The 24,853-nt window shown below is 58.5% G+C and carries 26 protein-coding genes; 4 read left to right on the top strand and 22 right to left on the bottom strand.

What is annotated here, in order from left to right; all coding sequences use genetic code 11:
- Positions 1-17: 17 nt before the first annotated feature.
- The 5 genes from KQ940_RS10740 to norR all read right to left on the bottom strand — a co-directional run bounded on the left by KQ940_RS10740 (position 18) and on the right by norR (position 6,403).
- Complete coding sequence (locus KQ940_RS10740; RefSeq protein WP_217413726.1) at positions 18-1,571, bottom strand: ABC transporter substrate-binding protein; 1,554 nt, start codon at positions 1,569-1,571, stop codon at positions 18-20.
- 672 nt (positions 1,572-2,243) lie between these two features.
- Positions 2,244-2,753, bottom strand: coding sequence for a hypothetical protein (locus KQ940_RS10735; protein WP_217413615.1), 510 nt, complete (start codon positions 2,751-2,753; stop codon positions 2,244-2,246).
- Positions 2,754-2,855: 102 nt separating this feature from the next.
- Positions 2,856-3,395: a hypothetical protein gene (locus KQ940_RS10730; RefSeq protein WP_217413613.1), complete on the bottom strand. Its 540-nt coding sequence runs from the start codon at positions 3,393-3,395 to the stop codon at positions 2,856-2,858.
- Positions 3,396-3,867: 472 nt separating this feature from the next.
- Positions 3,868-4,836, bottom strand: coding sequence for an HPP family protein (locus KQ940_RS10725; protein WP_217413611.1), 969 nt, complete (start codon positions 4,834-4,836; stop codon positions 3,868-3,870).
- Entirely contained in the window at positions 4,829-6,403 is a 1,575-nt protein-coding gene (gene norR / locus KQ940_RS10720) for a nitric oxide reductase transcriptional regulator NorR (RefSeq protein WP_246589976.1), read from the bottom strand. The genes KQ940_RS10725 and norR overlap by 8 nt, the downstream gene beginning before the upstream one ends.
- Before the next feature lie 169 nt (positions 6,404-6,572).
- Between norR and hmpA the strand changes: the two genes are divergently transcribed.
- Positions 6,573-7,748 (top strand): NO-inducible flavohemoprotein, encoded by a 1,176-nt coding sequence (gene hmpA, locus KQ940_RS10715; protein WP_217413609.1) that lies wholly within the window; start codon positions 6,573-6,575, stop codon positions 7,746-7,748.
- A gap of 134 nt (positions 7,749-7,882) precedes the next feature.
- On the top strand, positions 7,883-8,965 hold the full coding sequence (locus KQ940_RS10710) for a hypothetical protein (protein WP_217413607.1): 1,083 nt from the start codon (positions 7,883-7,885) through the stop codon (positions 8,963-8,965).
- Between the two features lie 87 nt (positions 8,966-9,052).
- Here the strand turns inward: KQ940_RS10710 and KQ940_RS10705 are convergent, their stop codons facing one another.
- The 17 genes from KQ940_RS10705 to nifL all read right to left on the bottom strand — a co-directional run bounded on the left by KQ940_RS10705 (position 9,053) and on the right by nifL (position 23,412).
- Entirely contained in the window at positions 9,053-9,433 is a 381-nt protein-coding gene (locus KQ940_RS10705; protein ID WP_217413605.1) for a YciI family protein, read from the bottom strand.
- Positions 9,434-9,449: 16 nt separating this feature from the next.
- Complete coding sequence (locus KQ940_RS10700) at positions 9,450-9,920, bottom strand: SRPBCC domain-containing protein (RefSeq protein ID WP_217413603.1); 471 nt, start codon at positions 9,918-9,920, stop codon at positions 9,450-9,452.
- A 78-nt stretch (positions 9,921-9,998) separates the two neighbouring features.
- The gene (locus KQ940_RS10695; RefSeq protein WP_217413601.1) at positions 9,999-10,796 is read right to left on the bottom strand and encodes a VOC family protein; all 798 of its coding nucleotides are present in this window, start codon (positions 10,794-10,796) and stop codon (positions 9,999-10,001) included.
- Positions 10,797-10,885: 89 nt separating this feature from the next.
- Positions 10,886-12,121 carry an RNA polymerase sigma factor gene (locus KQ940_RS10690; protein ID WP_217413599.1) on the bottom strand — a complete coding sequence of 412 codons (1,236 nt, stop codon included), beginning with the start codon at positions 12,119-12,121 and terminating at the stop codon, positions 10,886-10,888.
- A gap of 259 nt (positions 12,122-12,380) precedes the next feature.
- Positions 12,381-12,710 carry a DUF3144 domain-containing protein gene (locus KQ940_RS10685; protein WP_217413597.1) on the bottom strand — a complete coding sequence of 110 codons (330 nt, stop codon included), beginning with the start codon at positions 12,708-12,710 and terminating at the stop codon, positions 12,381-12,383.
- Positions 12,700-12,930, bottom strand: a complete 231-nt coding sequence (locus tag KQ940_RS10680; RefSeq protein ID WP_217413596.1) for a hypothetical protein — start codon at positions 12,928-12,930, stop codon at positions 12,700-12,702. The genes KQ940_RS10685 and KQ940_RS10680 overlap by 11 nt, the downstream gene beginning before the upstream one ends.
- Before the next feature lie 29 nt (positions 12,931-12,959).
- A complete protein-coding gene (locus KQ940_RS10675; protein ID WP_217413595.1) occupies positions 12,960-13,226 on the bottom strand; it encodes a BolA family protein in 267 nt (88 codons plus the stop codon).
- Entirely contained in the window at positions 13,226-13,543 is a 318-nt protein-coding gene (gene grxD / locus KQ940_RS10670; RefSeq protein WP_217413594.1) for a Grx4 family monothiol glutaredoxin, read from the bottom strand. Before grxD ends, KQ940_RS10675 begins: the two co-directional genes overlap by 1 nt.
- 15 nt (positions 13,544-13,558) lie before the next feature.
- Positions 13,559-13,999, bottom strand: a complete 441-nt coding sequence (locus KQ940_RS10665; RefSeq protein ID WP_217413593.1) for an ankyrin repeat domain-containing protein — start codon at positions 13,997-13,999, stop codon at positions 13,559-13,561.
- Complete coding sequence (locus KQ940_RS10660; protein WP_217413591.1) at positions 13,992-15,599, bottom strand: SagB/ThcOx family dehydrogenase; 1,608 nt, start codon at positions 15,597-15,599, stop codon at positions 13,992-13,994. The genes KQ940_RS10665 and KQ940_RS10660 overlap by 8 nt, the downstream gene beginning before the upstream one ends.
- Before the next feature lie 4 nt (positions 15,600-15,603).
- The gene (locus tag KQ940_RS10655) at positions 15,604-16,215 is read right to left on the bottom strand and encodes a nitrogen fixation protein NifQ (RefSeq protein ID WP_217413589.1); all 612 of its coding nucleotides are present in this window, start codon (positions 16,213-16,215) and stop codon (positions 15,604-15,606) included.
- Positions 16,216-16,641 (bottom strand): thioredoxin domain-containing protein, encoded by a 426-nt coding sequence (locus KQ940_RS10650; RefSeq protein ID WP_217413587.1) that lies wholly within the window; start codon positions 16,639-16,641, stop codon positions 16,216-16,218.
- Between the two features lie 35 nt (positions 16,642-16,676).
- Positions 16,677-16,955 (bottom strand): 4Fe-4S binding protein, encoded by a 279-nt coding sequence (locus KQ940_RS10645; protein ID WP_217413585.1) that lies wholly within the window; start codon positions 16,953-16,955, stop codon positions 16,677-16,679.
- Between the two features lie 11 nt (positions 16,956-16,966).
- Complete coding sequence (gene nifB / locus KQ940_RS10640; protein WP_217413582.1) at positions 16,967-18,475, bottom strand: nitrogenase cofactor biosynthesis protein NifB; 1,509 nt, start codon at positions 18,473-18,475, stop codon at positions 16,967-16,969.
- A gap of 229 nt (positions 18,476-18,704) precedes the next feature.
- The gene (locus tag KQ940_RS10635) at positions 18,705-19,931 is read right to left on the bottom strand and encodes an EAL and HDOD domain-containing protein (RefSeq protein WP_217413580.1); all 1,227 of its coding nucleotides are present in this window, start codon (positions 19,929-19,931) and stop codon (positions 18,705-18,707) included.
- A gap of 288 nt (positions 19,932-20,219) precedes the next feature.
- Complete coding sequence (gene nifA, locus KQ940_RS10630) at positions 20,220-21,818, bottom strand: nif-specific transcriptional activator NifA (RefSeq protein ID WP_217413578.1); 1,599 nt, start codon at positions 21,816-21,818, stop codon at positions 20,220-20,222.
- A 10-nt stretch (positions 21,819-21,828) separates the two neighbouring features.
- Positions 21,829-23,412, bottom strand: coding sequence for a nitrogen fixation negative regulator NifL (gene nifL / locus KQ940_RS10625; protein ID WP_217413576.1), 1,584 nt, complete (start codon positions 23,410-23,412; stop codon positions 21,829-21,831).
- A 287-nt stretch (positions 23,413-23,699) separates the two neighbouring features.
- Between nifL and rsxA the strand changes: the two genes are divergently transcribed.
- Both rsxA and KQ940_RS10615 read left to right on the top strand, forming a co-directional pair.
- Positions 23,700-24,272, top strand: a complete 573-nt coding sequence (rsxA, locus tag KQ940_RS10620; protein WP_217413574.1) for an electron transport complex subunit RsxA — start codon at positions 23,700-23,702, stop codon at positions 24,270-24,272.
- 45 nt (positions 24,273-24,317) lie between these two features.
- Positions 24,318-24,842, top strand: coding sequence for an RnfABCDGE type electron transport complex subunit B (locus tag KQ940_RS10615; protein WP_217413572.1), 525 nt, complete (start codon positions 24,318-24,320; stop codon positions 24,840-24,842).
- Positions 24,843-24,853: the final 11 nt, after the last annotated feature.

Genomic DNA, 24,853 nt, shown 5'->3' with positions numbered 1-24,853 from the left:
GCCGGCACCCCGGAGTATCACTCCTTGATGACCAGATCCCCGAGGTAGGGGAAGTTCATCACGTTGAGCACCGGCGCGATATCGACCTTCTTTCCGGCACCCCAGGCCAGATCCTGCCAGTGCAGCGGTACAAAAGCAGCGTCTTCATACAGGCCACGTTCGATGGACTGCATGATCTCGGCACGCTTGGCGCTGTCGGTCTCGACGTTCGCCGCCTGCACCAGTTTATCCAGCTCCGGATTGCAGTAGTTACCGGAGTTGTACTGACCGGCACCGGTATCCGCGTTCGGACACATGGTCAGGAACTCGTAGAAGTTGTTGGAGTCCTCGGTATCCGCATGCCAACCGATCATCATGATATCCGCTTCACGGGCATCAAACGCCGGCCAGTACTGCGCTTTCGGTACGGTCTTCAGATCCACCTTGATGTTGATCCGCGCCAGCATCGACGCCACCGCCTGGGCGATCTTGGCATCGTTCACGTAGCGGTTGTTCGGCGCCATCATGGTCACGCTGAAACCGTTCTCGTAACCGGCCTCCTTCATCAACTGCTTGGCCTTCTCCAGATCGTAACGCGGAGTCAGGCTCTCGTCATAACCGAGGTAACCTTTCGGGCTCAGCTGACCGGCCGGGGTGGCGAAGCCCTTCATGATCTTGTCGACGATCCCCTTCTGGTTGATCGCATAGACCACCGCCTGGCGCACACGCTTATCCTTGAACGCTTCGACACGGTTCTGGTTGAGCTGGAAGGTGATGATGCGGGTGCCGCTCATGGTCACCAGATCGGTACGATCACTGTTGCGGATCTGGTCCAGATCGGTCGGCGGTACCGGTGCGATGAAGTCCACATCACCGGACAGCAGCGCGGCGACACGGGTCGGTGCCTCCTTGATCGGTGTCAGCACGATATCGTCGACGTTACCGGGCGACTTGGTGTCCCAGTAGTTCGGGTTGCGCTTGAACTCCACCTTCACACCCTGCTGACGATAGGCCACGGTATAGGCACCGGTACCGGATTCATTCTTGGACGCAAAGGAGTTACCACCCTTGACGATCGCATCCTTCGGTTTGCCGTTCTCATCCTCACCGGTATAGAACTTGCTGTCCATCGGGAAGATGTAGGTGGCCGCATTCAGGATCAGCGGATAGGGTGATTTCGACACCAGATCGACGGTGTAATCATCGACCACCTTCAGTTCAGCAAACGGCTCGAAGATCGCCTTGAAATCGGCGGAGCTTTTCAGGCGGTTGAAGGTAAAGGCCACGTCCTGCGCGGTCATCTCGTTGCCGCTATGGAACTTGACCCCCTGACGCAGGTGGAAGCGCATGGTCAGGCCATCGACCCACTCCCAACTTTCCGCCAGACGCGGTTCAAAATCCAGATCCTTGGTCCAGCGGATCAGCGGATCGAACACCATGTGGGAAAGTTGGAGGGTGCCGCCGGAGAGCTGTTCCTGCGGATCGAGTGATACGGGATCGGCATCGTACGCCATCTTCAGCGTGGCGGCCTGCGCGCTCATCATGCCGAGGCTCAGTATGGCGCCAGCCAGTACTGAAACAGTTTTCTTCATCATCGGTTCTGTTCCCAAGTTATTGTTATGAGGCTTTTCAGCGAACAGAAGGCACCTTAGTCGATCCCCGCAAGAGGACCAATCGAAATTACAACTAGGGCTATACGCGGGCCGCATGAGGGGTATAAGAGGGTTGGATGATAGCAGTAGGAATGGATAGACAACACAAAACTCATTGGCGCTATTCTTTTAAACTGCCACCTTAGCCAACGTCAACTTCCAAGTTTACAAATATCTATTTTACGTCGCGAATGGAATTACTATAGATCCATACCTGTACGACACATAGCATAGGCCAAGAAAGTATTAGCAATGAACCTATCATTCTTAAAACTGACATCGAAGAGCTCAACGTTCCGTATATCATAATTATCGTTATTACAAAACCAGATAGAATACTGTACTTGAAATCCGATATTTTCACCCATGATTCAGTAATAAAAATCACAACAAAATAAAAGTATCTTAATATAACCATGATACTTATCAAATATAGAAACAACATCCCGTCAAATCTTATATCGAACTCGTGATCAAGTCCGTTTGAAAACAGTTCCATAAACCAGCCAAAGGTCACGATGAGTCCTGCCGGGGAGACAAGCACCACAACAAACAATATAACCAACAGCGACAACAAGCACTGTGCATTAATCAAGTACTTTATCATCTACCCTATAGCTCATAGTCTATTTTTAAACTATTAAAATTAAATTGATCTTGTTGACCCGGGTAGCCTCTACTTGAAAAACCAAACTCTATTGTCACTTCGTCGGTTGCAATCTCCGCCCTGTAATCTGGTTTACCTAACTCAAATGGAAGCAGCTCATTTATCTCTTGGAAGGTTTTACCTTTCAAATCAATCCCATTGAATACAACCGCTTCTCTGGAGTACTTCGAGTTTATTGAGACGGATGTATTATAAAGATCGGTGCAACATACATCGTGGTATCTAAAGCCCTTTAGCTTTCCACGAGTGAAAATAAGAACTACTGATTTACCATAAAACACTAGTTTGTTATATTTCGTCGTTTGAAAGTAACCATTAGACTCTCCCAAAATCTTAGCTACTTCCTGCTCCGTACTGTCCCATGGAACACCGAGTACAGATTCGGATGGTACAATATCTAATGATAAAGCCTGATTAGACCAAAATACCAACAACACAACCAGTAGTCTTAACATTTGAATCCCTTCCACCTGCTCTTCGTGGGTGACATCGGCAGTTAAAAACTTTTAACACGTGACCGAAAAATTCCACCTTTTAGGGTCACGTGCTTATACTTATTAAATTCTAATCAACTTACCAAACTCAGGATGAGTAACAGCAGTCTTGATTAAATCTTGTACTGCAGGAGCTAGCGCGTCAGCAGTAGCATTACATGCTGTAATTGCATCAAAGCCACTTTTAAAAGTGTACTTATTATCAATTGAAAGTGATTCACCATTAGATGAGTTAAGGTTTAAACCTATATCCCAGTACCCATTTGTTAACCCAGTTACAGACGAAAATTCGATCTTGGTTATGGATCCAGTTATTTTAGCTCCCTCTGTAGAGTGTATACCTGCCATCTTAAACTCATCGTTAATCGCCTTAGATATGAACTGTGGAATTGATAAACCATCAGCTGGCTCAATTGGCCCCATCAAACGACAGTTAGCATCAAAATTTGCTTCCTGATTCAGGCTCGACACCTCAGCCTTCGCTCCATCAAACTTCTTAAGCTCTTGAATATTATCTACGGATATGGAGTAACGTGGAGGCTGCATTGTTGAACAAGCAGATATCAGAGATAGTCCAGCGATTAGTATGAGATGCTTTTTCATTTTTACTTCCTTGCTGTTTTGTTGAATTTATAGCGAATAAAAGCGGTGTATTGAGTTTTCCATGCAAGCATTGTCACCTTGCAAGGTACCGAAATTTCCCAAGATGCAGAGAGGTGCTCGCACCCGAAAGCCCGCAATTTCGGCAAAAGATCTCGCAATTTCAAAAGACAAAAACAGAATGGGGAATGTGATAGGTCGTAAGTTATCATCCTGATTATCCTGAGCTTCTGAGGAAGCTGCCAATTACGGACTACGATAGGGGTACTCCTCTTACCCGCCGGGTCTGACTATATCTCAAGTCGCTGGATAGCGACAATGCTCTGTTTCATCCGCTCATTGCGTGGAGACGTCCAACTGGGTGCCGGGACGCCAGTGATCATTGAAACCGGCTCTGTTTGTGGCGGATGGCAAGAAGGAGACAAAGCTGACAGTGAATCTGTACAGCTTTGTCAGTTGAATTCGAATAATCAGCTCACTCGGCGCGAACGCGCACCCAGCGCTCGCCGGTGTACTCGACCGGGAATCTGGCCCACTCTCGAAACTCCCGGAGGGTGCAGGCTCCGGTGGCGTAGCTACCGGCACCGGCTACGGTCTTGAACACCAGCCGGTCGCGCTCCGACTCCATGCTGTCCGGTCCGTCGATGATCTGGCGCACCGCCCACTGCGTGCCGAGCTGGCCGTTGCTGTAGTACGTGCCGACGACCAACTGCTGCGGACTCTGCTGCGCCTGGGCAGCGTGCTCCAACGCCAGGTCGAACAGTTCGGCCAGCTCTTCGGAGGTCACGTCCACATAGGAGTTGATCTGCTCCATCGCCGCCGCCAGATCTTCATGGGTCAGCATGCTGCTATGACGATGCATCGGCGAAACCGTCGGATGCGAAGGGCGACGTGCCAAGGCCGCTGGGTAGCGACGCCAGTAAAACAGGCTGTTAAACAGGACCGCGACTGTCAGCAGAGCGGTCAGGTTCAGCAGTACCGGTGTGAGCAGGAAAGCGTAACCCAAGGCATGGACCGCATCGCCACCGATCACTGCGGCCAATGCCGTGGCGCCGGCAGGCGGGTTTATGCAGCGCAGGTAGTGCATGGTAGCGACCGACAGGCCTACGGCCAGGGCCGGTGCCAAGGGATGATCCGGCAGCAGCTGTTGGCAGCTGACGCCGATAAAGGCGGATAGCAGGTGCCCGCCCACCAGTGGCCAGGGCTGCGACAGAGCGCCATGCGGCACGGCAAACAGCAGCACCGCCGAAGCTCCCATGGATGCCACAATCAACGTGCTGCCGTTCGCACCCAGATACCAGCTCGATATCCAGTAAACGCCGAGCATACCCAACAACGCACCAAGCCCGGATATCAGTTTTTCGCTATGACCGGTGGTATTCTCGCCTACGCCGAGCAGCGTCAGCAGTCTGTTATGCTCTTTTTTCTGATGGGAATCAGACACCAGATTTAACCTCCGATACGTCGATCTGCAGACGCTTCAGCAGACGATTGAAATTTCCCGGGTCCAGCCCCAGCTCCCGCGCAGCCGCCGCGCGATTGCAGCCGCACCTGGCCAGGCAGTCGATCACCAGATTGCACTGAAAGGCATCGGTCGCCTCGCGCAGGGTGCGCGCGCCGGTTGCATAGGCCAGGTTGTCGTCGGTGCCGGGCGACTCCATCTCAATGGCCCTCTCCTGCGGTAGATCAAGCAGGTCGGCGGTGAGACTCAAAACCCGACCGATGCCACCGGCATCGGCTTTCAGGCGCAAAACGGCGCGGCTCAGCAGGTGTTCGAGCTCACGCACATTGCCGGGCCAGTCGTAACAGAGCAGTGCTTCACGGGCGCCGTTGTCTAGCCTCAGCGCATGCAGCCCAAGGCGACGCCGGTTCAGTTCGAGAAAGTGGCCGGCCAGGCGCAGAATATCGCGGCCGCGTTCCCGCAGCGGCGGCACCTGTATCGGGTAGACGCTGAGACGGTGGTAAAGATCTGCGCGGAACCGCCCCTGCGCCACCTCCTGCGCCAGATCACGGTTGGTCGCGGCGATGATGCGCACATCCACCTGATGAAACTGATCACTGCCAACCCGCTGCACCTCGCCACTCTGCAGCGCGCGCAGCAGCTTGGGTTGCATCGCCAACGGCATCTCGCCGATCTCGTCGAGAAACAGGGTTCCGCCCTGCGCCAGTTCGAACTTGCCGGTGCGGGAACTGGCGGCGCCGGAGAAGGCGCCGCGGGTGTGGCCAAACAGCTCGCTCTCCACCAGGTTTTCCGGCAGTGCCGCACAGTTCACGTACACCAGCGGGGCATCGGCCCGCGCCGAAGCAGCATGCAGATGGCGCGCAACCAACTCTTTGCCGACACCGGTCTCACCGGTAATCAATACCGACAGATCAGACGCCGCGACCACATCCAGTTCGCGCAGCATCGCCTTGATCGCCGGACTGTCGCCGATAATGTCGGTGCGTCCAAGATCGGCAATCAGCACCTGCGCCACCTCATGCTCAAGGTTGCAGCGCTTCTGCAGGGACTGGATCAGCTCGGAAACGCGGATAGAGGCTTCGGTCAAACGCACGAAGGCACGCAGCTCCAACGGTTCTATGCCATCGAAAACACAGGGTTCCAGCGCATCCAGGGTCAACACGCCCCAGGGCTGTTCGTCGATATACAAAGCCACGCCCATGCAGTCATGCACATGCAGACGCTCTTCGACATGGTCGATCAAACCGTCATAGGGGTCTGGCAGCTCGGAGTCAGCAGCGAAACGTACCGGCTCCCGGCTCATCAATATATGCGCGAAGCGGGGATGCTCCTCGACCTGGAACGCGCGACCGGCGGTGTCATCCGACAGACCTCGGGTGGCAAGCGGAATCAGCACCGAGCCATTCAAGCGCAGCAGCGCCGCCGCATCGCAGGGGAAGGCTTTCAACAGCGCCTCCAGCAAGCGTTCGAAGCGCGTCTCCGGTGTCATCTGGCTGGACAGATCCGACACTACAGAGATCATCGAATCCGCCATGGAAAAAACAGTCATTTCAACAACCCGATTGTTATTTTGACAAAGCTTGACCGAAGTCAATTTAACAATGCTTTCAAAAGATGTATGCGTTATCAAGCTTTTCAGGGGGCTGGCACGATATCCGCTTATAACGACACAAACAACTACTACCCCGTTTCGGGGAGGACACCCCTAGGAGAGAGTTATGCTGTCGAGCCAGACCCGTGAGATCATCGCTGCCACCCTGCCTGCGGTTAAAGAGCACGCCCGGGATATCACCGAGGTGTTTTATCCGCTGATGTTCAGCCGTTACCCGCAGGTGAAGGCGTACTTCAATCAGGCTCATCAGGAGAAGGGGACTCAGCGTCAGGCCCTGGCCAACGCCGTTGTTGCCTATGCCAGCAATCTTGATCGGCTGGAGCTGCTTGGCGATGCGGTATCCCTGATCGTGCACAAGCACGCGTCGCTGAACATCCTGCCGGAGCACTACCCGATCGTCGGTGAGTGCCTGCTGGCGGCGATCAAGGAGGTATTCGGCGACGTAGCCACCGATGAGGTACTGAACGCCTGGGGTGAAGCCTACCAGCAGCTGGCGGATATCCTGATCGGCGCCGAAGAGAGCGTATACCAGGCCAACGAGCAGAAACCGGGCGGCTGGCGTGGCGAGCGCGAGTTTCGTCTGGTGCGCAAGGAGCGCGAGAGCGAGGTGATCACCTCGTTCTACTTCGAACCCGTGGACGGTCAACCGGTCGCCGAGTTCCAGCCGGGGCAGTACACCAGTCTGGTGCTGGAGATCGACGGCGATACCACCCGTCGCAACTACTCCCTGTCCGACAGCCCGAACAACCCCTACTACCGGATCAGCGTCAAGCGCGAGGCCGGCGGCCGGGTATCCAACTACCTGCACGACTCCCTGAATCCGGGTGATCTGGTGCGATTGACCCCGCCCTGCGGTGATTTCGTGCTCAACGACAGCGACCGTCCGCTGGTACTGCTCTCCGGCGGCGTCGGCGTAACACCGACCATCAGCATGCTGCGTCCGGCACTGGAAAAGGGGCGCGAGGTGCATTTCATCCACGGCGCCCTGAACAGCGCCTGCCATGCATTCAAGGGCTTGGTCGACAAGCTCAAGGCGGAGTACGACAACCTGCACGTCAGCTACTGCTACAGCGAGCCGCTGCCGCACGACCAGGAGGTGGCGCAGGGCTTTTTCGATCAACAGCGTCTGGCCTCACTGCTGCCGCTGGAGAAGAACCCGGATGTCTACTTCCTGGGTCCAAAGCCGTTCATGAAAGCCTGTTACCAGAGCCTGAACGCGCTTAACGTGCCCAAGGAGCAGATCCGTTACGAATTCTTCGGCCCGCTCGAAGAACTTGCTTAAGCGCTAGCTTAAACGGGCTGGCCATCCCTCCCCTTGTGGCCAGCCCCTACACCGATAAAAAAGCCCTCCTTGCTGCTCAATATTTAACCACCCCTGCCGATATCTTCGACTCTGTTCTCCAACTGTCGATAACCATGATCATCAGCAACAGCCAGATCGGCATGAGCGCCGCTCACCAGCGCCAACATCAGGTACACGAGCGCGAGTCCCTGCAGCGGTTTGAAACCGATGCCCAGGGCAATGTCCGTGTAGCGTCCTCCATCACCCGGGATAACGCCCAATCCGCGCAACGCCTCGAAGCCTCCGCACTTGCCGCTCGAATCGAGCGCCCGGCCCCCGAGCCGATTGCGAAACCCGAAGAGGTGGAGGCGGAACAGGCAAGCGAGGATATCGACACCACCGAGCCACGACTTCGCCTGCTCGCCGCTATCGTCAGCATGCTCAGCAACCGCGAGGTGGAACTGTTCGACGCCAAGGCACTGACCGCCGACACGGAAGCGGTTGAGGTAGAACAGCCGGGCAACGCCACCCCGCCACCATCAGCACCCGGCCAAACCGGTATGCGCTACGAGTGGAGCCGCGAGGAGTCGATATCGGAGTCCACCCGTTTCTCCGCCGTCGGCAAACTGACCACCGCGGATGGAAAGAGCATCGATATCGCGCTGCAGTTGCAGATGGAGTACAGCTACACCGAGCGGGAGAGTCTGGTGATGACCGCCGGTGTGCAGATGAAAGACCCGCTGGTGATCAACTTCAATGGCAGCGCCGCCGAGCTCAGCGCCGAGCAGCTCAGCTTCGATATCGACGCCGACGGCGAGCTGGACCGCATCAACGTCCTCTCCTCCAATAGTGGCCTGCTGATGCTGGACAAAAACGGTGACGGCAAAGCCAGCGACGGCCGCGAACTGTTCGGCGCGCTGAGCGGAAACGGCTTCGCCGACCTCGCCACCTACGATGAAGATGGCAACGGTTTTATCGACGAGGGTGACAGCGTCTACGGCCAGCTCAAGATCTGGATACAGGGTGCCGAGGGCGCAGACCAGTACGCGAGCCTGAAGGAGAAGGATGTGGGCGCGATCTATCTGGGTTCGGTCAGCACCCCCTTCTCACTCTATACCGAGGGCAACGACCTGCGCGGACAGATCCGTTCAAGCGGCCTGTATGTGGGCGAAAATGGCTCGGTGGGCACGGTTCAGCAGATCGACCTGGTGGTATAACCGGGCCGACCTGCTCTCCCGAGACGATAACCGCGTGGATTACCGCCGCTGACGATGCAAAACGGAAGGGCCACTGAGTATCCCTGACTAAACCGCAGAGCCGAGAATGTTATTGCTCTCCAGTAGTTCCCTGACCGGACGGATCTCAACACTGCCGTAGCGGGCCGGCGGAATCTTTTCCGCCAGCCGGATCGCTTCATTCAGATCCTGCGCTTCCAACATGTAAAAGCCCGCCAGTTGCTCCTTGGTTTCGGCAAAAGGACCATCGGTGACAAGCGCCTTGCCGTCGCGCACCCGCAGTGTGGTGGCGCTATCGGTGGTCTGCAGCGGTGCGCCATCGAGGAAGTGGCCGGCAGCGGAGAGATCCTCAACGCAGGCGATGCACTCACGGTTCAAACCGTCCCACTCCGCCTGACTCATCTTTTTCATGATCGCTTCGTTGTAGTACACCAGACACAGGTATTTCATGGCTTACCCTCCCTGTTCAATCGGCCGCTTCCGCCAATTCGGCTACTTGGCAGGCCACCGCCATCCAGCCGTCAGTGAAGCCCATCTCCTTGTGTTTTTCCATCTCTTCCTGTTTCCAGTGTCGCGCGCTGGCGGTGTAGCGGGTGCCTACTCCCTCCGGCGCGATTTCAAATAGTCCAATCATAAAGGCGGGCTTCGGGTTCCACTGGCCATCGAAGGCATCGGTGAAGACAAAACGCTTACCGGGCGTGACCTCGAGAAAGACACCAGCGTTATCGAACTCCTGACCTTCGGGGCCGATCATCTTGGTATCGAATACGCCGCCGGCGCGCCAATCGATGGCATTCACCACCGTGCGCCAGGGTTTGGGGCACCACCAATCCTGCAGGCGTTCGGTCAGTACCCGCCACACCTTGTCCGGCGGGGCGTCGATATAGTGGGTAACGGATAGTTCGTATACGTCATCCAAGGTTTTGGATTCACACATCGTATTCACTCCTTCTATTCCTGCATGCCGTTGTCATTCACTGTGCCCCATGTTGTTGATGGGGCATGCTCTTATCCTCTATTCCTGCCTGGCACCGACCAGTGAAAACGACGCCCCCTGTGGGTCAATCCCTTTGACGATATAGTCGCCGCCTGGCACTTGCACCGGACCAAAGGTCAGCTGTCCACCGGCTGAGGCGATCTTATCGACGGCTCGATCGATATCGGCGACACGGAAGTAGAAGTGCCACATCGGCATCGGCATGGTATCGGGTTTGGGCATCACGGCACCGAGGACACTACCGTGACGCAGGAACTCGTAGCAGCCCTCCTCCCCCATATCCATCTCACCCTCTTTCTGCCAGCCGAACAACTCTCCGTAGAACTGTTTTGCCGCTGCGGGATCCGTAGTACGTAGTTCGTTCCAGCCGCAATGACCGACGCGGGGGCGATCAAAGGCAAAGGCCAGGCTGGTCTCCTCGCTGAATCCACGCATGATATAAAAGGGCACGCCCTGCGGGTCGGTGACCATCGCAATACGGCCCACATCATCGATATCGAATGGCGGCAGCATCACGCGACCGCCGGCTTCGGTAATGCGGGCGACGCAGTGATCGACATCCTCCACCGCGATATAGCCCAGCCAGACCGGACGCGCACCACCCGCTCTCATCTCCTCGGTCAACGGCATCATGCCGCCGACCGGATTGACCTCACCGCTGTCCGGGTCCGTCGCCTGCAGAATGCGGTAATCCATGTTCGGCACACCGCTGTCTACCGTCTGCCAGCCGATCACGTCGCTGTAGAACGCCTGGGCGGCGTCCGCATCGTCGGTGAGCAGTTCGTACCAAAGAAAATCGCCCTGTTTGTTCGCCATTGCACTGCCTCCTTTTTGGTCTGTTTTATCTACTAGTCGTTCCTGACCAGACCGATTCGACAGGGTAAGAGAATTTTTTTGCACTTTTTTCAGTGCAGTGCTGTGAGGCGTTGAAGAAGGAAGCGACGTTCAGGCTCCTGCTGCACCAGCTGCAACGCCTGGCGATAGGCGGCACGTGCGTCGTCGATGCGACCCAAGCGACGATACAGGTCCGCCCGCGCCGCATGTGCCAGGTGGTATCGCGTCAGATCGCCCCGTTCGAGGATCGCGTCGATCAACTGCAATCCAGCGGCGGGACCGTCACGCATGGCGATCGCGACAGCGCGATTCAACTCCACTACCGGCGAGGGCCGAAGGCGCAGCAGCACGTCATAGAGACCGGCAATCTCCGACCAGTCTGTCTGTGCCGAACTCGGCGCTTCGGCATGCACCGCAGCGATCGCTGCCTGCAGCGCATAGGGCCCGACAGGGTGTTGCAGTGCGTTGAGCACCAGCTCACAGCCCTCGACAATCTGTTGTCGGTTCCAACGGCTACGATCCTGCTCCTCCAGCGGGATCAGATCCCCCTCTGCAGAGGAACGGGCCTCGCGTCGAGCATCGTGCAGCAGCATCAGTGCGAGCAGGCCGGCGACCTCCGCCTCCGGCAGTAGCTCCAGTAATAGCCGTCCCAGACGAATTGCCTCTTGGGACAGTTCCCCTTGTGTGACATTGTCGCCGGATGTTGCCGAGTACCCCTCGTTGAATACCAGGTAGATCACCTGCAATACCGCATCGAGCCGCTGCGGCAACTCACGGGGTCCCGGAACCTCATAGGGAATACAGGCATCGCGGATCTTACCCTTGGCGCGGACGATGCGTTGCGCCAGCGTTGGCGCCGGCACCAGGAACGCCGCGGCGATCGCCTCGGTGGTGAGACCGCACACCTCGCGCAGGGTCAGGGCAACCTGTGCTTCCGGCGATAGTGCCGGGTGACTGCAGGTGAAGATCAGTCGCAGGCGATCATCGACGATATCCTCCTCCCCTGCGGCATTCTCCTCCTGCGCTTCCAACTCCGCTGTCAACGCGTCTCTCGATGCATCCAACCGCGTCCGCCGACGCAGGCGGTCGATCGCCTTGAATCGCCCGGCGCTCACCAGCCAGGCACGCGGCTTGTCGGGAATACCCTCTTTCGGCCATTGAGCGAGTGCAGCCGTGAAGGCGTCATGCAGCGCCTCTTCGGCCAGATCGAAGTCTCCGTGCAACAGGCGTATCAGCGTTGCCAACACCCGGCGCGCCTCGTGTTGGTAGAGCTCATCGATATGTTTCTGAATGACGGCCTTATCCATTTTCTATCCGCGGTATTGATCGGTGTCCGAAGTTTCAGATAAAGGTGGGGTACTGATGGTCAGATGGCAAGTCAGGGGGACAGATATCGAGGCCAGCCAACGGCTGGATCCAGGATGCAAGAATAGGATGGCAACGGGGTAGCAACGAATAGCAGCGAACTATTTGGGCGCCCTGAGCGGAAACGGCTCGGTGGGTAGGCTGCAGCAGATCGACCTGGTGGTGTGGCCGGGTCGAGCCTGCTGCAAGGAAGAACGGCGATCAGTGTGCAGTACTGGCAGCAGCTTCCTCTTCGGCCGCTTCTCCCATGTACTCATCGAAGTTGGCGATATAATCAGCCAGGTTGCCGTCATAGAGCTGACGGAAGCGGTCGGTGAAGTACTCCACCGCCTTGTCGCGCTTGCCGGCCAGCTCCTCGGCCTTGGTCACGCTGCCTGCCGCGATGTAGGCATTGAAGCGCGCTGCAGCGTAGATAAAGGCCACGCCCATCTTGTGATCGCCGTATTTGCCGCCCATCTCGTTGGCGATCTCGATCAGTTTGTTGGTCGCTTCGACGAACTCGTCGTCGAACATGTTTTCATCAATACTCATGGTGACTCTCCTGATCCATCAATTTACGCTGAAAGGTGGACTGGCGCCCGATCGACAGATGGCGATGGCGGCAATAACGCCCGGCGGCCAGCAGCATGGCGATGCGGGCCAGGGTCAGCGGTGAAGAGCCTCGGCCGAGGCCGATCTGGGACTCCTGGGCCAGGTGTTCGAACTGATCCAGTGCCTGGATCGAACTGTCTTGTGCGCTTAGCTGTTTCATCGCTATCACCTCGATCGCTTATATCGGTATCAGCATTCGAGCTGTACCAGATAGGTATCCTGCAGTTCGGCAAACTGCGCCGGCGTGTAGGCCTTGATCGTCAACGCGTGCAGCTGACCACTCTTGAGCTGTTGTTCGAACAGGGCGAGGATGCCCTTCTGCCTCTGCATCAGGCTCTGCCCCTCGAAGGTTTCACTGATGATCGCCAGGGTGAAACTGCACTCTTCGCCGCTGACATCGATCTGTGCATCCGGCAGCGCCGCCTGCACGATCGCTTCCACTTCACTGCTCAGCATCAGGCACCTCCAACGGCGTCCAGCATCGGCTTCAGACTGCCGTCCTCGACCATCGCCACGATCACGTCACTACCGCCGATCAGTTCACCGTTGATGAACAGCTGCGGGTAGGTCGGCCAGTTGGAGATGCTCGGCAGCTTCTCGCGGATGAATGGCGCTTCCAGCACGTTGACGAAGGCGTAGCTGTTGCCGAGTCCCTTCAACGCTTCCACCGCGTTGCGGGAGAATCCACATTTCGGATCGTCCGGTGTGCCCTTCATATAGAGCAGCACGGAGTTCTCGGCCAGTTGCTTGCGAATCTTCTCTTCGGTAGTCATAGCCTGTCCTCAGGTTTACTGGCCAATCGCAATGCGGGTTGTGGCCATCAGCAGTTTCATGATTTGGCGGCTGCCGGCGACATCCAGTGCGGAGAAGTCGTCCAGCGTTCTCAATTCGGTATCCGCTCCGGCGGCCAGCAGCATCTCGACCATCTCCCGCTTGCCCGCAGCACTGGACCAGATCAGCGGCGTGGCGCCGTTCAGGTTCTGGTTGTCGACGTTGATGCCCTGGCGGATCAGCTCGCGTACGCAGTCGGGGCTGTCCGCGCGGCAGGCGAACCAGAGCGCGTTGTTGCCGTCATCGTTACGCCGGTTCACATCGGCGCCACGGGCGATCAGTTGTGCCACCGCCAGGCTGTCGCCGCGATGGGCCGCGACCATCAACTGGGTCAGACCATGATCGCCGGGTTGATCGATATCGCCGACTCCGACTTCGGCAGAATTGAACTCAGACATTGCTCGTATCCCGAAGATGGTGGTAACCGGACAGACCGGTCACCCGCGAATCCTGCTTCCCTTCACCCAGTGCGAATCCATACACCACCTGCATCGCCTCGCCTTCGAGTCCGAGCAGTTCATGCACGGCATCGTCGAAGAAACAGCCGATGCCGGTACCGCTCAAGCCCAGTGCCGTGGCGCTCAGGTAGAGCGCCTGACCCAGCACGCCGGCCTCGTGGTAGAGCTGCTGGTATCCAGCCAATCCCTGCTGTTCCAGCGGCGCTTCGTACTCCGCCAGCATCATCAGCGTGCAGGCGCTGGCCGCCGCGATCATCTGGTTGCAGCACAGCTGCGCCGCGACCTTGCGGGTATTGGCGGTTTTCAGCTGCATCAGTTGCACTCCGCTCCCCAGCCGGACCGGCTGCCACTCTGGCCAGCGCGTAATCGCGCTGCGCATCAGGCGTTCGCCCTGTTCCGAACGTGGCAGCAGGTAGATGCCCGGTTGCACGCCCTCCACGCTGTGCACGAACAGCAGCAGGTGTAGCTGTGCCGGCTCCAGTTGCATCCGGCTCTGCCCGGCAATCAACGGCTGCAATAGTGCGCTGAACTCGGCCTGGGACAGTACCCGCTCATGGTTGTAGCCCTGGGCACTGCGCCGGCTCAGGATCACCTCGGCGGCCTGGCGCTCACCGAACCCGCCGGGTCCGGTCGCCGGCACCTCGGCGCGAGTCGCGAGCTGAGCACTCGGTGTCGCGCTGAACGCCTGCGCCATGGCATGGCATTCACGCCAGTTGTAGGGGGAACGCGGACCGAGCCTGCTCGGCACGCTGCACCAGTCGGTTGACTGTTCGCACAGCTCGGCCAACCTCTGGTAGTCGGTAGTGGCCTGGCCGATGCGAATCAGCAGTTCCGGATACTCCGCCTCCACCACCCGGTATTCTTCGCGGCGAATGCCGGTCAGCCGACACAGGGTCTGATGATCGATGCTGTGCAACTGCACTGCCCAGCCCAGCATCGCCGCCGAGGCCTGGCACTGGGCCAGCATATGACCGGTATCCAGCAGGCAGTAGCGCAACCCCCGTACGCCATATTTCCACGCCTCGCGCTGCAGCACGGAGGTCAGGATCAGGCTGATGCCCGGCACCGTATCGCCTGGCAGTGGCAGACGCTGCTCCAGGCAGTGCGACAGTACGTCGTAGTGGTACAGCCCGGCGTCCCAGGATTCGGCCTTGGGCAGCAGCAGATAAAGCTCGGTCGGGTGCAGGTTGCCGCTGGAGGGGTTGGCACGCAGCGACCAGCGGTCGGGGCCCAACACCTTCCAGGCGGTCAGTCCGCCGGCGTAGCGCAGAAAGCTGGACAACGATGCCAGGTCCAGCGGCTGTCGCGCCAGATCGGCGCTGAACAGTACCTCCACCGGCACCGAATCGGCACGATCGTCCACCAGCGGCAATGCAATACGCGGCGCGCCGTCGAAGCTGCGGAACACGTTGGGCTGATCGTCCCAGTCCAGGGTTTCCGGCCCCGGTGCGTAGCTATCAAGACGGTGCTTGCTCAGTCTGTGGTAGGCGCTGAGCTGTGTCATCGTCTCGTGGGTCACGCCAGAGTGCAGCCCAGTCATCCGCCTACTCCTCGGGACCGAAGCAGTCGCTGTAGGCGCTGCACTGATCGCAGCTCGGCGCACGACAGACGTAACCGCCGCCCCGCTCGCACAACTGCTTGTAGAAAAAGCGCTTCCACTTCATATCGCGGTCATTCAGCGCTTTCAGCCCTGGGTACGCGCTCTGCATCAGTTCGCTCAGGCTGGCACGGTCGGGGAAACCCAGGTCGCGCCAGAGATGTTCGCCGCCGAGGCAACCGGTGGCGACGATCAGCGACAGCTCGGGTGCAACTCCTGCCGCTCGATACTCCTCCAACAGTGCTACCAGCTCCTCGCGCTCGTCATCACGCATTGAGCACAGCTCGTCACGCAGGGCCGAACGGGTTTCCAGCAGCTGCGCCTCACCGGGATTCGGAAGCAGACACTCCTCTGCATCGCTATCGCACAGATCAGGAAAGTGACGCTCGACCAGCGCCGCGAAACGCTCGGGTGCCAACCCCAGGTTCAGCGGCAGACAACCCAGGCCCAGCCGGGGGCCGAGAATAAGGTGAGCGAGATGACGGTCGGTTTCTCCACCCGCCGCGACCGCCATCAATCGCTCGAACCGGCTCAATGTCTGCAGTGCCGCCAGTGCCATTTACTTCACCCCCTCCGCCGAACACGGGGACAGGGTGTGGCGCTTGGGGCAGGTTTCGATATCCCCTTCGGGGAGCTGGGTCAGGCCGATCATGCGGTCGACCTGCCCGGCATCGAAACCCTGCAGACAGTGCCCGCCGATCTGCATCAGCGGACGTCGAATCAGTAGCGGATCGGCACAGAGTTGTGCCAATACCGCGTCAGGATCATCAAGGTCGAGCGCCAGTTTGCCCGCCTTTAGATCCGGATGGCTGTTGTTGATCCAGCCATCAGGCTCGGGGCCAAGAAAGGGGCGCAGGCTCTGCGGTGTCCACGTGCTGCTGAGCAGATTGCGCAGATCGAGCTGATGTCCGGCCTGTTCGAGCAACTGCTTCTGCTTGCGGTTGTTGATGCAACCGGGCTTTTCGTAAAACACCACCTGCGCCATGGAACCTCCTCTCTCCAGTACCCCTGACTACACCCCTAGCGTGCCTGGATCTCGGCCATCGCCCTCTCCATCATCTCCGGCGGTATCCCGGTCAGCGAGCCGGGCGGGTTGATCGCCTCGCCGGCCGCATCCAGAATGGCACCTTCGATCGGACAGATGCTGGCGCACTGCGGATCGGCGTGATCCCCTTCACACTCGGTGCACTTCTTGGCATCGATCAGGAAGTGAGGCGCCGCCTCATAGATCGCCTCGCTGGGGCAGACGTCGTAACACGCCCAGCAGTTGACGCAGCTTTCAATAATGCTCAGGGACATAAGGCACCTCCTCAGGCACTCATCTGACTGCTTGCACCTTTGGCATGGTCAAGCCGACCGGTGGCGATCATCTCTTCGTACACCGCCATCACCGCCTCTTCGATCGGCTCCATGGCATGTTCGCCGTTGGGCTGGATACCCGCCTCCTCCAGCAGTCCCCAGGGCTCAAAGCCGATCTTGGAGCAGAGCACCACCTCGCAACCGGCCAGGGCGCGGATACTGCCGGAGAGCGCACTCTCCTTCTCGCCGCAGGTATCGTTACCGATGCAGTACTGATCGACCTTACGATGGCTGATAAAGCGCACGCCGTTGGAGGAAGCTTCGTAGATCAGGAACTCGGTGGCGTGACCGAAGTGCTGATTGATCATGCCACCGCCGCTGGTCGCCACCGCCATCAGTACCGGACGGAAGTGCGTGTTCTCCGCCGCCGGACCGCTGGGCACCTTGACCGCTGCCAGTACCGCCCGCTTCTTCTCCTTCTCGGCCAGCTCTTCGGCGATGCCCTGATGGATCGCCGCACGCTTGACCATCGCCGCCTCGTAGTCGATATCCATCTGCTCGATCTTGTCCATGGTGAACTCGTCACCGCGGTCCTCACCGAGCAGACCCACCGCATCGGCACGACACTGGCGGCAGTGGCGCATCATGTTCATGTCGCCTGAGCATTCGTCCTGCAGATCCATCAGCTCTTCGTTGGAGGGGCCGCGCTGCCCCATGACGCCGTAGAAGGTGCCGTGCTCGGCTTCGGAGATCAGCGGCATCACGTTGTGCAGGAAGGCGCCCTTCTGCTTGACGATGCGGCTCACCTCTTTCAGATGCTGGTCGTTGACACCGGGGATCATCACCGAGTTGACCTTGACCAGAATCCCCTTGGCCACCAGCATCTCCAACCCTTTCTGCTGCTGCTCGATCAGGATCCTGGCGGCTTTCTTGCCGTAGATACGGCGGTTGTTCCAGTAGATCCAAGGGTAGATCTGCGCCCCGACCTCCGGATCGACGCAGTTGATGGTGATGGTGACGTGGTCGATGTTGTGCCTGGACAGCTCCTCCACCGCTGCCGGCAGCGCCAGGCCGTTGGTCGATACACAAAGCTTGATATCCGGTGCTTCCTCGCTGAGGCGACGGAAGGTCTCGAAGGTACGCTCCAGGTTGGCCAGTGGGTCGCCGGGGCCGGCGATACCGAGCACGGTCATCTGCGGGATATTGGCCGCCACCGCCTTGGTTTTCTTCACCGCCTGATCCGGCGTCAGCAGCTCGGACACCACGCCCGGGCGCGACTCGTTGGCACAGTCATACTTGCGGTTGCAGTAGTGGCACTGGATATTACAGGCCGGTGCAACCGCAACGTGCATGCGGGCGAAGTAGTGGTGCGCCTCCTCCGAGTAGCAGGGGTGATTGTGCACCTTTTGCTTGATCTCGTCGGGCAGATGGCTGAGTTGATCGTTGCTGCTGCCGCATGAGCTGGTAGAGCAACCGCCAGCGCTTTCGCTCGGGGTATCGTTCAGGACTGTCAACTCCATCGGTTTCACTCCTCTGCTGGCCTTGCGGCCTGTTTTTCAGATGCAGATCACCTGCTTGCAGAGCAGAGTGCAAACCTCAGGCCATAGTCTATCCACCTGTTTTAAAAGGATTAATTAAAAACATTCGCGTTGATGGCTTGTATCGTATGGGACAGATTCCGGGCAATTGTCATATCTACGACACATGGCTCGGAAGAAAGGGCCGGCTGTTAACCGGCCTGGAGCGGGCTTAGAGGAACTCGGACAGCATCTGCTGGACCTGGAGGGTAACCCGGCCATACTCGACCAGATCCTGCATCGGAACCGTCTCCAGCTCCGGCTTTTGCTTCAGCGAGATCGCCTTCTCGATCGCCAGGGTTTGCGACAGTAGCGCTCCGAGCCGCCCTCTGTGTTCAAGCACCGCTTGCGCGATCTCGTCGTCGACGTGTATCTCCTGCAGAAAGAGTTCGGGCTCTACCGATAGCAGGATCCCGACACCGGACAACAGGCCAACCAGAAAGGCATGAGAGGGATCCAGCATCTCATTTGCGCTACGCATGGCGAGCAGGCGACAGTACTCCGACCGGATCAACACCATGCGCGCCTTTTCCGTCGAACTCAGCTTGATCGCCTCGATGATGATCGCCCAGCGCCGCAGGTTATCCATACCGAGCCAGATCACCACCTGCTGCAGCGATTTGATCGGATGCGCCGCCCGGTACAACGGACTGTTGACGACCTTGAGAAGACTCACTGAAAGATTAGGGTCCGTCGCGATAAGGTCGACGATACGTCCCGGCTCCGGCTCCTCGGCATAGAGTTCTCGAATCACACGAGTCAGTTGCACGACATTGGCTGTCGGCTTCTTGCCGAAGATATGAACCGGACGAGCGAGGAAATAACCCTGGTAGAGGTCGAAACCCGCTTCGCGATAGGCTGACAGCGTACGCTGATCCTCGACCTTTTCGGCCAGCCAGCTCAGGCCAGGACGGTCAAACTGCTGACGGTAGTCGGTTGCTGCCTGAAACTCCGTGTTCAACACATCGACCTTGATCACCGAGGTATAGTCCAGCAGTGGGAGCCAGCGCTCTTGAAAACCGAAGTCGTCGAGCGCGAAACGGAAGCCGCGACTGTGCCAGTCGGCCACCGCTTCGATCAGACGACGGTCAGGCTTGATCGTCTCGACCAGTTCAATCACGACACGGGCTGGATCGATGGGGAAAAACGCCTTGGAATGGAGAAAATCCGCCGACACGTTGATATAGGCAGGCTGTTGATAATGGTCGGTCTGCCGGGTGATGCCGGCGCAGAAGTTAAACAGGAGTTCACTGGTTGCGCGAACCTCGCCAACCTCATCCACGCGCTGCCCGAGATCGTTGCGGTAGAGCAGCTCGACCCCCGCTACGCGGTCGTCATTGTCATAGATCGGTTGCGAAGCCAGCAGGACATTATTCTCATCGATGAGCGACCGGGTCATCCCTGTTCTTCCTTATTTTTCTACTCTGGAAATTGTCGCCGCCCCAGCTCGGAAACTTTTGGCGGGACTCTGTACACTCCTGTATCCAGGATCACCAAGATACACTTAACAGTATGATTTTCTTAGGCGACAGTTTACGCGTCTAGTGCGCGGGAGTGTCAAGGGCCTTCGGCAGTTTAGATCTCATCTGCGACAGAGACAGCGAGTGAGGGAGGGTCGGATCGCTCCGTTGCGCCCAGCGATCCACCCCCGGATATTAATCGGCTGGAAGTCTCGAACCAGCGGGTTTCAGATCTTCTTCACATCGATATTCATGGTCTGGATGCGGTAAGCGATCTGACGCGGCGTCATATTGAGCAGACGCGCCGCCTTGGCCTGTACCCAACCGGCCTGCTCCAGTGCAGCGATAACCCGCTCGCGTTCATCCAGCTCGGGATCGTCCAACGGTCGTCCCGCATCGGTCGGCATCGCTGCCGGGGCCATCGACAGCGCGGTAACCGGAGCGGTTGGACGCGGCGTATCCAGCCCCTGCAGGGAGAGTGCCGAGGGGTCGATCTCGCCATCCTCGGTCATGATCGCGGCGCGCTCCAGCACGTTCTCCAGTTCACGCACGTTACCGGGCCAGCCATGCCCCATCAGTATGCGGATCGCGGCATCGGTGATGTTGAGCTTGCGCCCCTGGTTCTTCGACAGTTTGTCGAGCAGGAAGCCGCACAGTTCAGGGATATCCGCCTTGCGCTCACGCAGCGCCGGCAGGTTGATCGGCATGATGTTGAGGCGGTAGTAGAGATCCTCGCGGAAGTTGCCCTCGCGCACCTCCTGTTCCAGGTTCCTGTTAGTGGCGGCGACGATGCGCACATTGACCCGGATCGTCTTGTTACCGCCAACCCGTTCAAACTCCCCCTCCTGCAACACGCGCAACAGCTTGGCCTGGAACAGCGGGGAGATCTCACCGATCTCGTCAAGGAACAGGGTGCCGCCATCGGCCTGCTCGAAGCGCCCCTGGCGCATCTTCACGGCACCGGTAAAGGCGCCTTTCTCATGACCGAACAGCTCGGACTCGAGCAGGTTTTCCGGTAGCGCGGCACAGTTCAGCTTGACGAAACTGTTGTGCGCCTTGGGCGAGTTGTAGTGAATGGCACAGGCCACCAGCTCCTTACCGGTACCGGACTCACCGCGGATCAGTACCGTGGTGTCCCACTTGGCGACGCGGCGGATCTGGTCGAACACCTGCTTCATCGCCGAGGTGTGCCCGACCATCAGGTTGTCGAAGCCGAACTTGGCACGTACGGTACGGCGCAGTTCGTCTCGCTCGTCGGTAATGTTGCGCTGCTGGGTTTGCACCTGAGCCAACAGACGCACCGCCTGCACGATCAGGTTCGCGACCATCTCCATGAAGCGGGACTCATCGGACAGGAACTCCTCCAGCTCCGATACCGGTTGTGCACTGAGCACACCGATCACCTCGCCGCTCTGGTCCTTCAGCGGCACGCCGATAAAGGGAGACTCCCAGTCGTACAGCGCCAGACGGTCGAGAAACTTGGGTTCCGACGACAGTTTCCTCAGCACCACCGGATGACCGCTCTGCAAAATCGAACCGATGATCCCCTCGCCACGGCGATAGCGCACGGCGTTCTTCGCCTGCTGGACCATCTCGGAGCTGCTGTGCACGGCACTGACGCAGAGCTCACCCAACTCTGGATCCATCAGTGCCACCAGTCCGTGCTTCATGCCGCCCTCCATATGCAGCACCTTGAGCAGCTCGTCGAGACTGGCACTGAGATCGAGCGAGCGGGTCAGGGTACGGCAGACGATACTGAGCACACTGAGTTGACGGTCAAGCAGCTCGGATCGGTTACGCGGGGTAAATATTCCAGGAGAGTTCATCATCACCTCCTCAGCCTCGCTCAGCATTCAGCGGCAGATGCACGCAGACACGACAACCTTCCTGGTACTGGGGGTCGATATATACGGTACCCAGATGCTCGGCGACGATCTCCTGCACAATGGTCAGCCCCATACCGTAGGCGGCACCCTGATAGGTATGCGGCTTGGTGCTGAAGAAGGGTTCGAAGACCCGGGTACGGTGCTCTTGCGAGATGCCTGGACCGGTATCGGCGATGGTCACCACCACCTCGCCGCCCTCGATACGTGCGACGATACTCAGCTCACGACGCGAACACTTGGCACTGGCCATCGCCTCAATGGCGTTGTCGACCAGCTGCTTGAACAGGCTGTGCAGGCGGCTCTCAAAGCCGATCATGGCCGGCATGTGCAGCGGCGGATGCCAGTCCACCAGTATGCCGTGCTTGAGCAGATCGGCGGTGCAGAGCTCCAGCACATTGCGCAGCAGCTCATTCATGTTGATCGCGCTCTTGACCCCCGGATGCTCCTTGGGCACCGCGTTTTCCAGCGTCTCATGCGCTTCATTACCGGCGGCAATAGCCTCCTTGAGTGCCGCAATCACCTGCTCGGTCAACGCGTGCTCATCGCCCTGGCGCTGCTCCAGCATACGCACGGCGGCGTTCATCAGGTTGAGCGGACGCTGGAACTGATACAGGGCACCGTTGAGCGCTTCGCGCATGCTCTGCAGCGCTTCCTCTTCGGCGATCAGCAGTTTCAGCGCATTCATCTGCTCGGCATGCTGGCGGCGGCGCAGCTCGGTGACATCGTTGATCACCAGCATCAGGTAGTGGCGCTCCGGCTGGGCGAAGAAGGAGTCGGCGGTTTCATCACCGATCTCGATCATGCTGCCATCCACAGAGAACCAGCGCGGTGAACGGCTTTTGCCGATATCGAGGCGGATCTCGTAGTCGTTGAACCCCAAGCCCCGCTCGCGGATGGTGTTAAAGCGATCCCCCATCTCATCGCGCAGCGCGCGCAGAATCACATGACTGGGCTCCTGCGGTGACATGTCGGTGGCCAGGGTCTTGTAGGCCAGGTTATCGAGGACGATCTGCTCCTCCTCATCCAGCAGCACCATCGCCACATTGGCGGCATTGACCGCCTTTTCGATCATCGCCTTCTGGTTCTGCACCCGCTGCTCCAGCGAGTAGAGCTCGGTCACGTCGCGATGCATGCCGAGATAGTGGATCGGCTCGTTATCGTCGTCCAAAACCGGTGCCACCATCAGCTCGGCCAGATAGCGTTTGCCATCCTTGCGCCGGTTGACCAGCACACCCGACCAGGGTTTCTGCTGTTTCAGACGCCCCCAGAGTGCGTCATAGACCAGTCTGGGCGTATTGCGGTTGGACAGTACCGACTCGTTGCGGCCCAGCACCTCGGCGGTGGTATAGCCGGTCTCCTTGGTGAAGGCGCGATTGCTGTACAGGATGTTGGCGTGCAGATCGGTTATCGAGATCGCAACGGGCGAATGCTCCACGGCCTGAAAAAACACACTCGCGGGCAACCCTTCCAACAGCTCGCCCTTATCGACGACAGGAGTTTCATCGGTAATGCCCGGCTGTATCTCTTTCGCCATGATGTCAGCTCCTCAGATGACGGGGATAACCAGGATTAGCAATTACTGCGCCACAGACAGAAACAGCCTTATATAAAGGCAATTCCACACATAATGAGAGGATAATGTCGGATTGATGACACATAAGAGTGCAGCCCTGCACCGATCTGTCACAAAACCCACAATGTCATCATTCACACAGCCACCCAGCCCACGACATCCTTTAATTTCAATAACTTACCAATGGCATAGTTGGTGCAATTCCCGCTCAGACATCCAGTTGCGGCATTTCCGGAGGTTTGCGCACCATGGAATTAATCACCCTGCTCATCGGCACCGTGCTCGTAAACAACGTGGTGCTGGTCAAGTTCCTCGGGCTCTGTCCGTTGATGGGGGTCTCCAACAAGTTCAGCACCGCCACCGGCATGGGGTTGGCCACCACCTTCGTACTGACCCTCTCCTGCGTCAGCAGCTGGTTGATGGAGTACTACCTGCTTGAGCCGTTGGGACTGCAGTTCCTGCGCATCATCTCCTTCATCCTCGTTGTCGCGGCGGTGGTGCAGTTCACCGAGATGATGGTGAAAAAGAGCAGCCCCCTGCTGCACCAGACACTGGGCATCTTTCTGCCGTTGATCACCACCAACTGTGCGGTGCTGGGTGTCGCGCTGCTCAACGTGCAGGAGGGACTGAGCTTTATCGAAAGTGTGGTCTACGGCTTCGGTGCCTCCATCGGCTTCTCGATGGTACTGATCATCTTTGCCGGCCTGCGCGAACGGCTGGCGCTGTCGGATGTTCCGGCCACCTTTGCCGGCGCGCCGGTGGGTCTGGTGACAGCGGGTCTGCTGTCGATGATTTTCATGGGGTTTGGCGGCCTCGTTTGAGGTGTCGCGGGTCAAGGAGAATCACATCATGAGGAGAGTCACATCATGATTACTGCTGTTGCTGTGCTTACGCTGCTCGGTCTGGCGTTGGGCCTGATGCTGGGATACGCCGACAAGGTGTTCGCCGTCGAGGAGAATCCGATCGTCAAGGAGGTGGAGTCGATGCTCCCCGGCACCCACTGTGGCCAGTGCGGTTTTGCCGGTTGCGGCGGCGCTGCAGAGGCGATGGTGCGTGGTGATGCTTCCGTCACCTGCTGCCCGCCGGGCGGGCGTGCACTGGCGCAGGCGCTGGCGGAGAGGCTCGGCATCAGCGCGGACCTCTCCGGTATGGCCAGCGAACCGATGATCGCGGTTATCGAGGAGTCCCTCTGCACCGGCTGCTGCCGCTGTTACCGCGTCTGTCCTACCGACGCCATACTGGGCTCCACCAAGCAGATTCACGCGGTATTTGCCGATGCCTGCACCGGCTGTGAAAAGTGTGCTGACGCCTGCCCCGAGAACTGTATCTCCATGCGCCCGGAACAGCAGACGCTGGATACCTGGCACTGGCCCAAACCCGCAGCGGCATGAGTGACATAAGC

It is taken from the genome of Marinobacterium ramblicola (assembly GCF_019084545.1).
Taxonomy (GTDB): Bacteria; Pseudomonadota; Gammaproteobacteria; order Pseudomonadales; family Balneatricaceae; genus Marinobacterium_D; species Marinobacterium_D ramblicola.
Note: the sequence above shows the minus strand (reverse complement) of the source record. Positions and strands in the feature narration are given on the sequence as shown.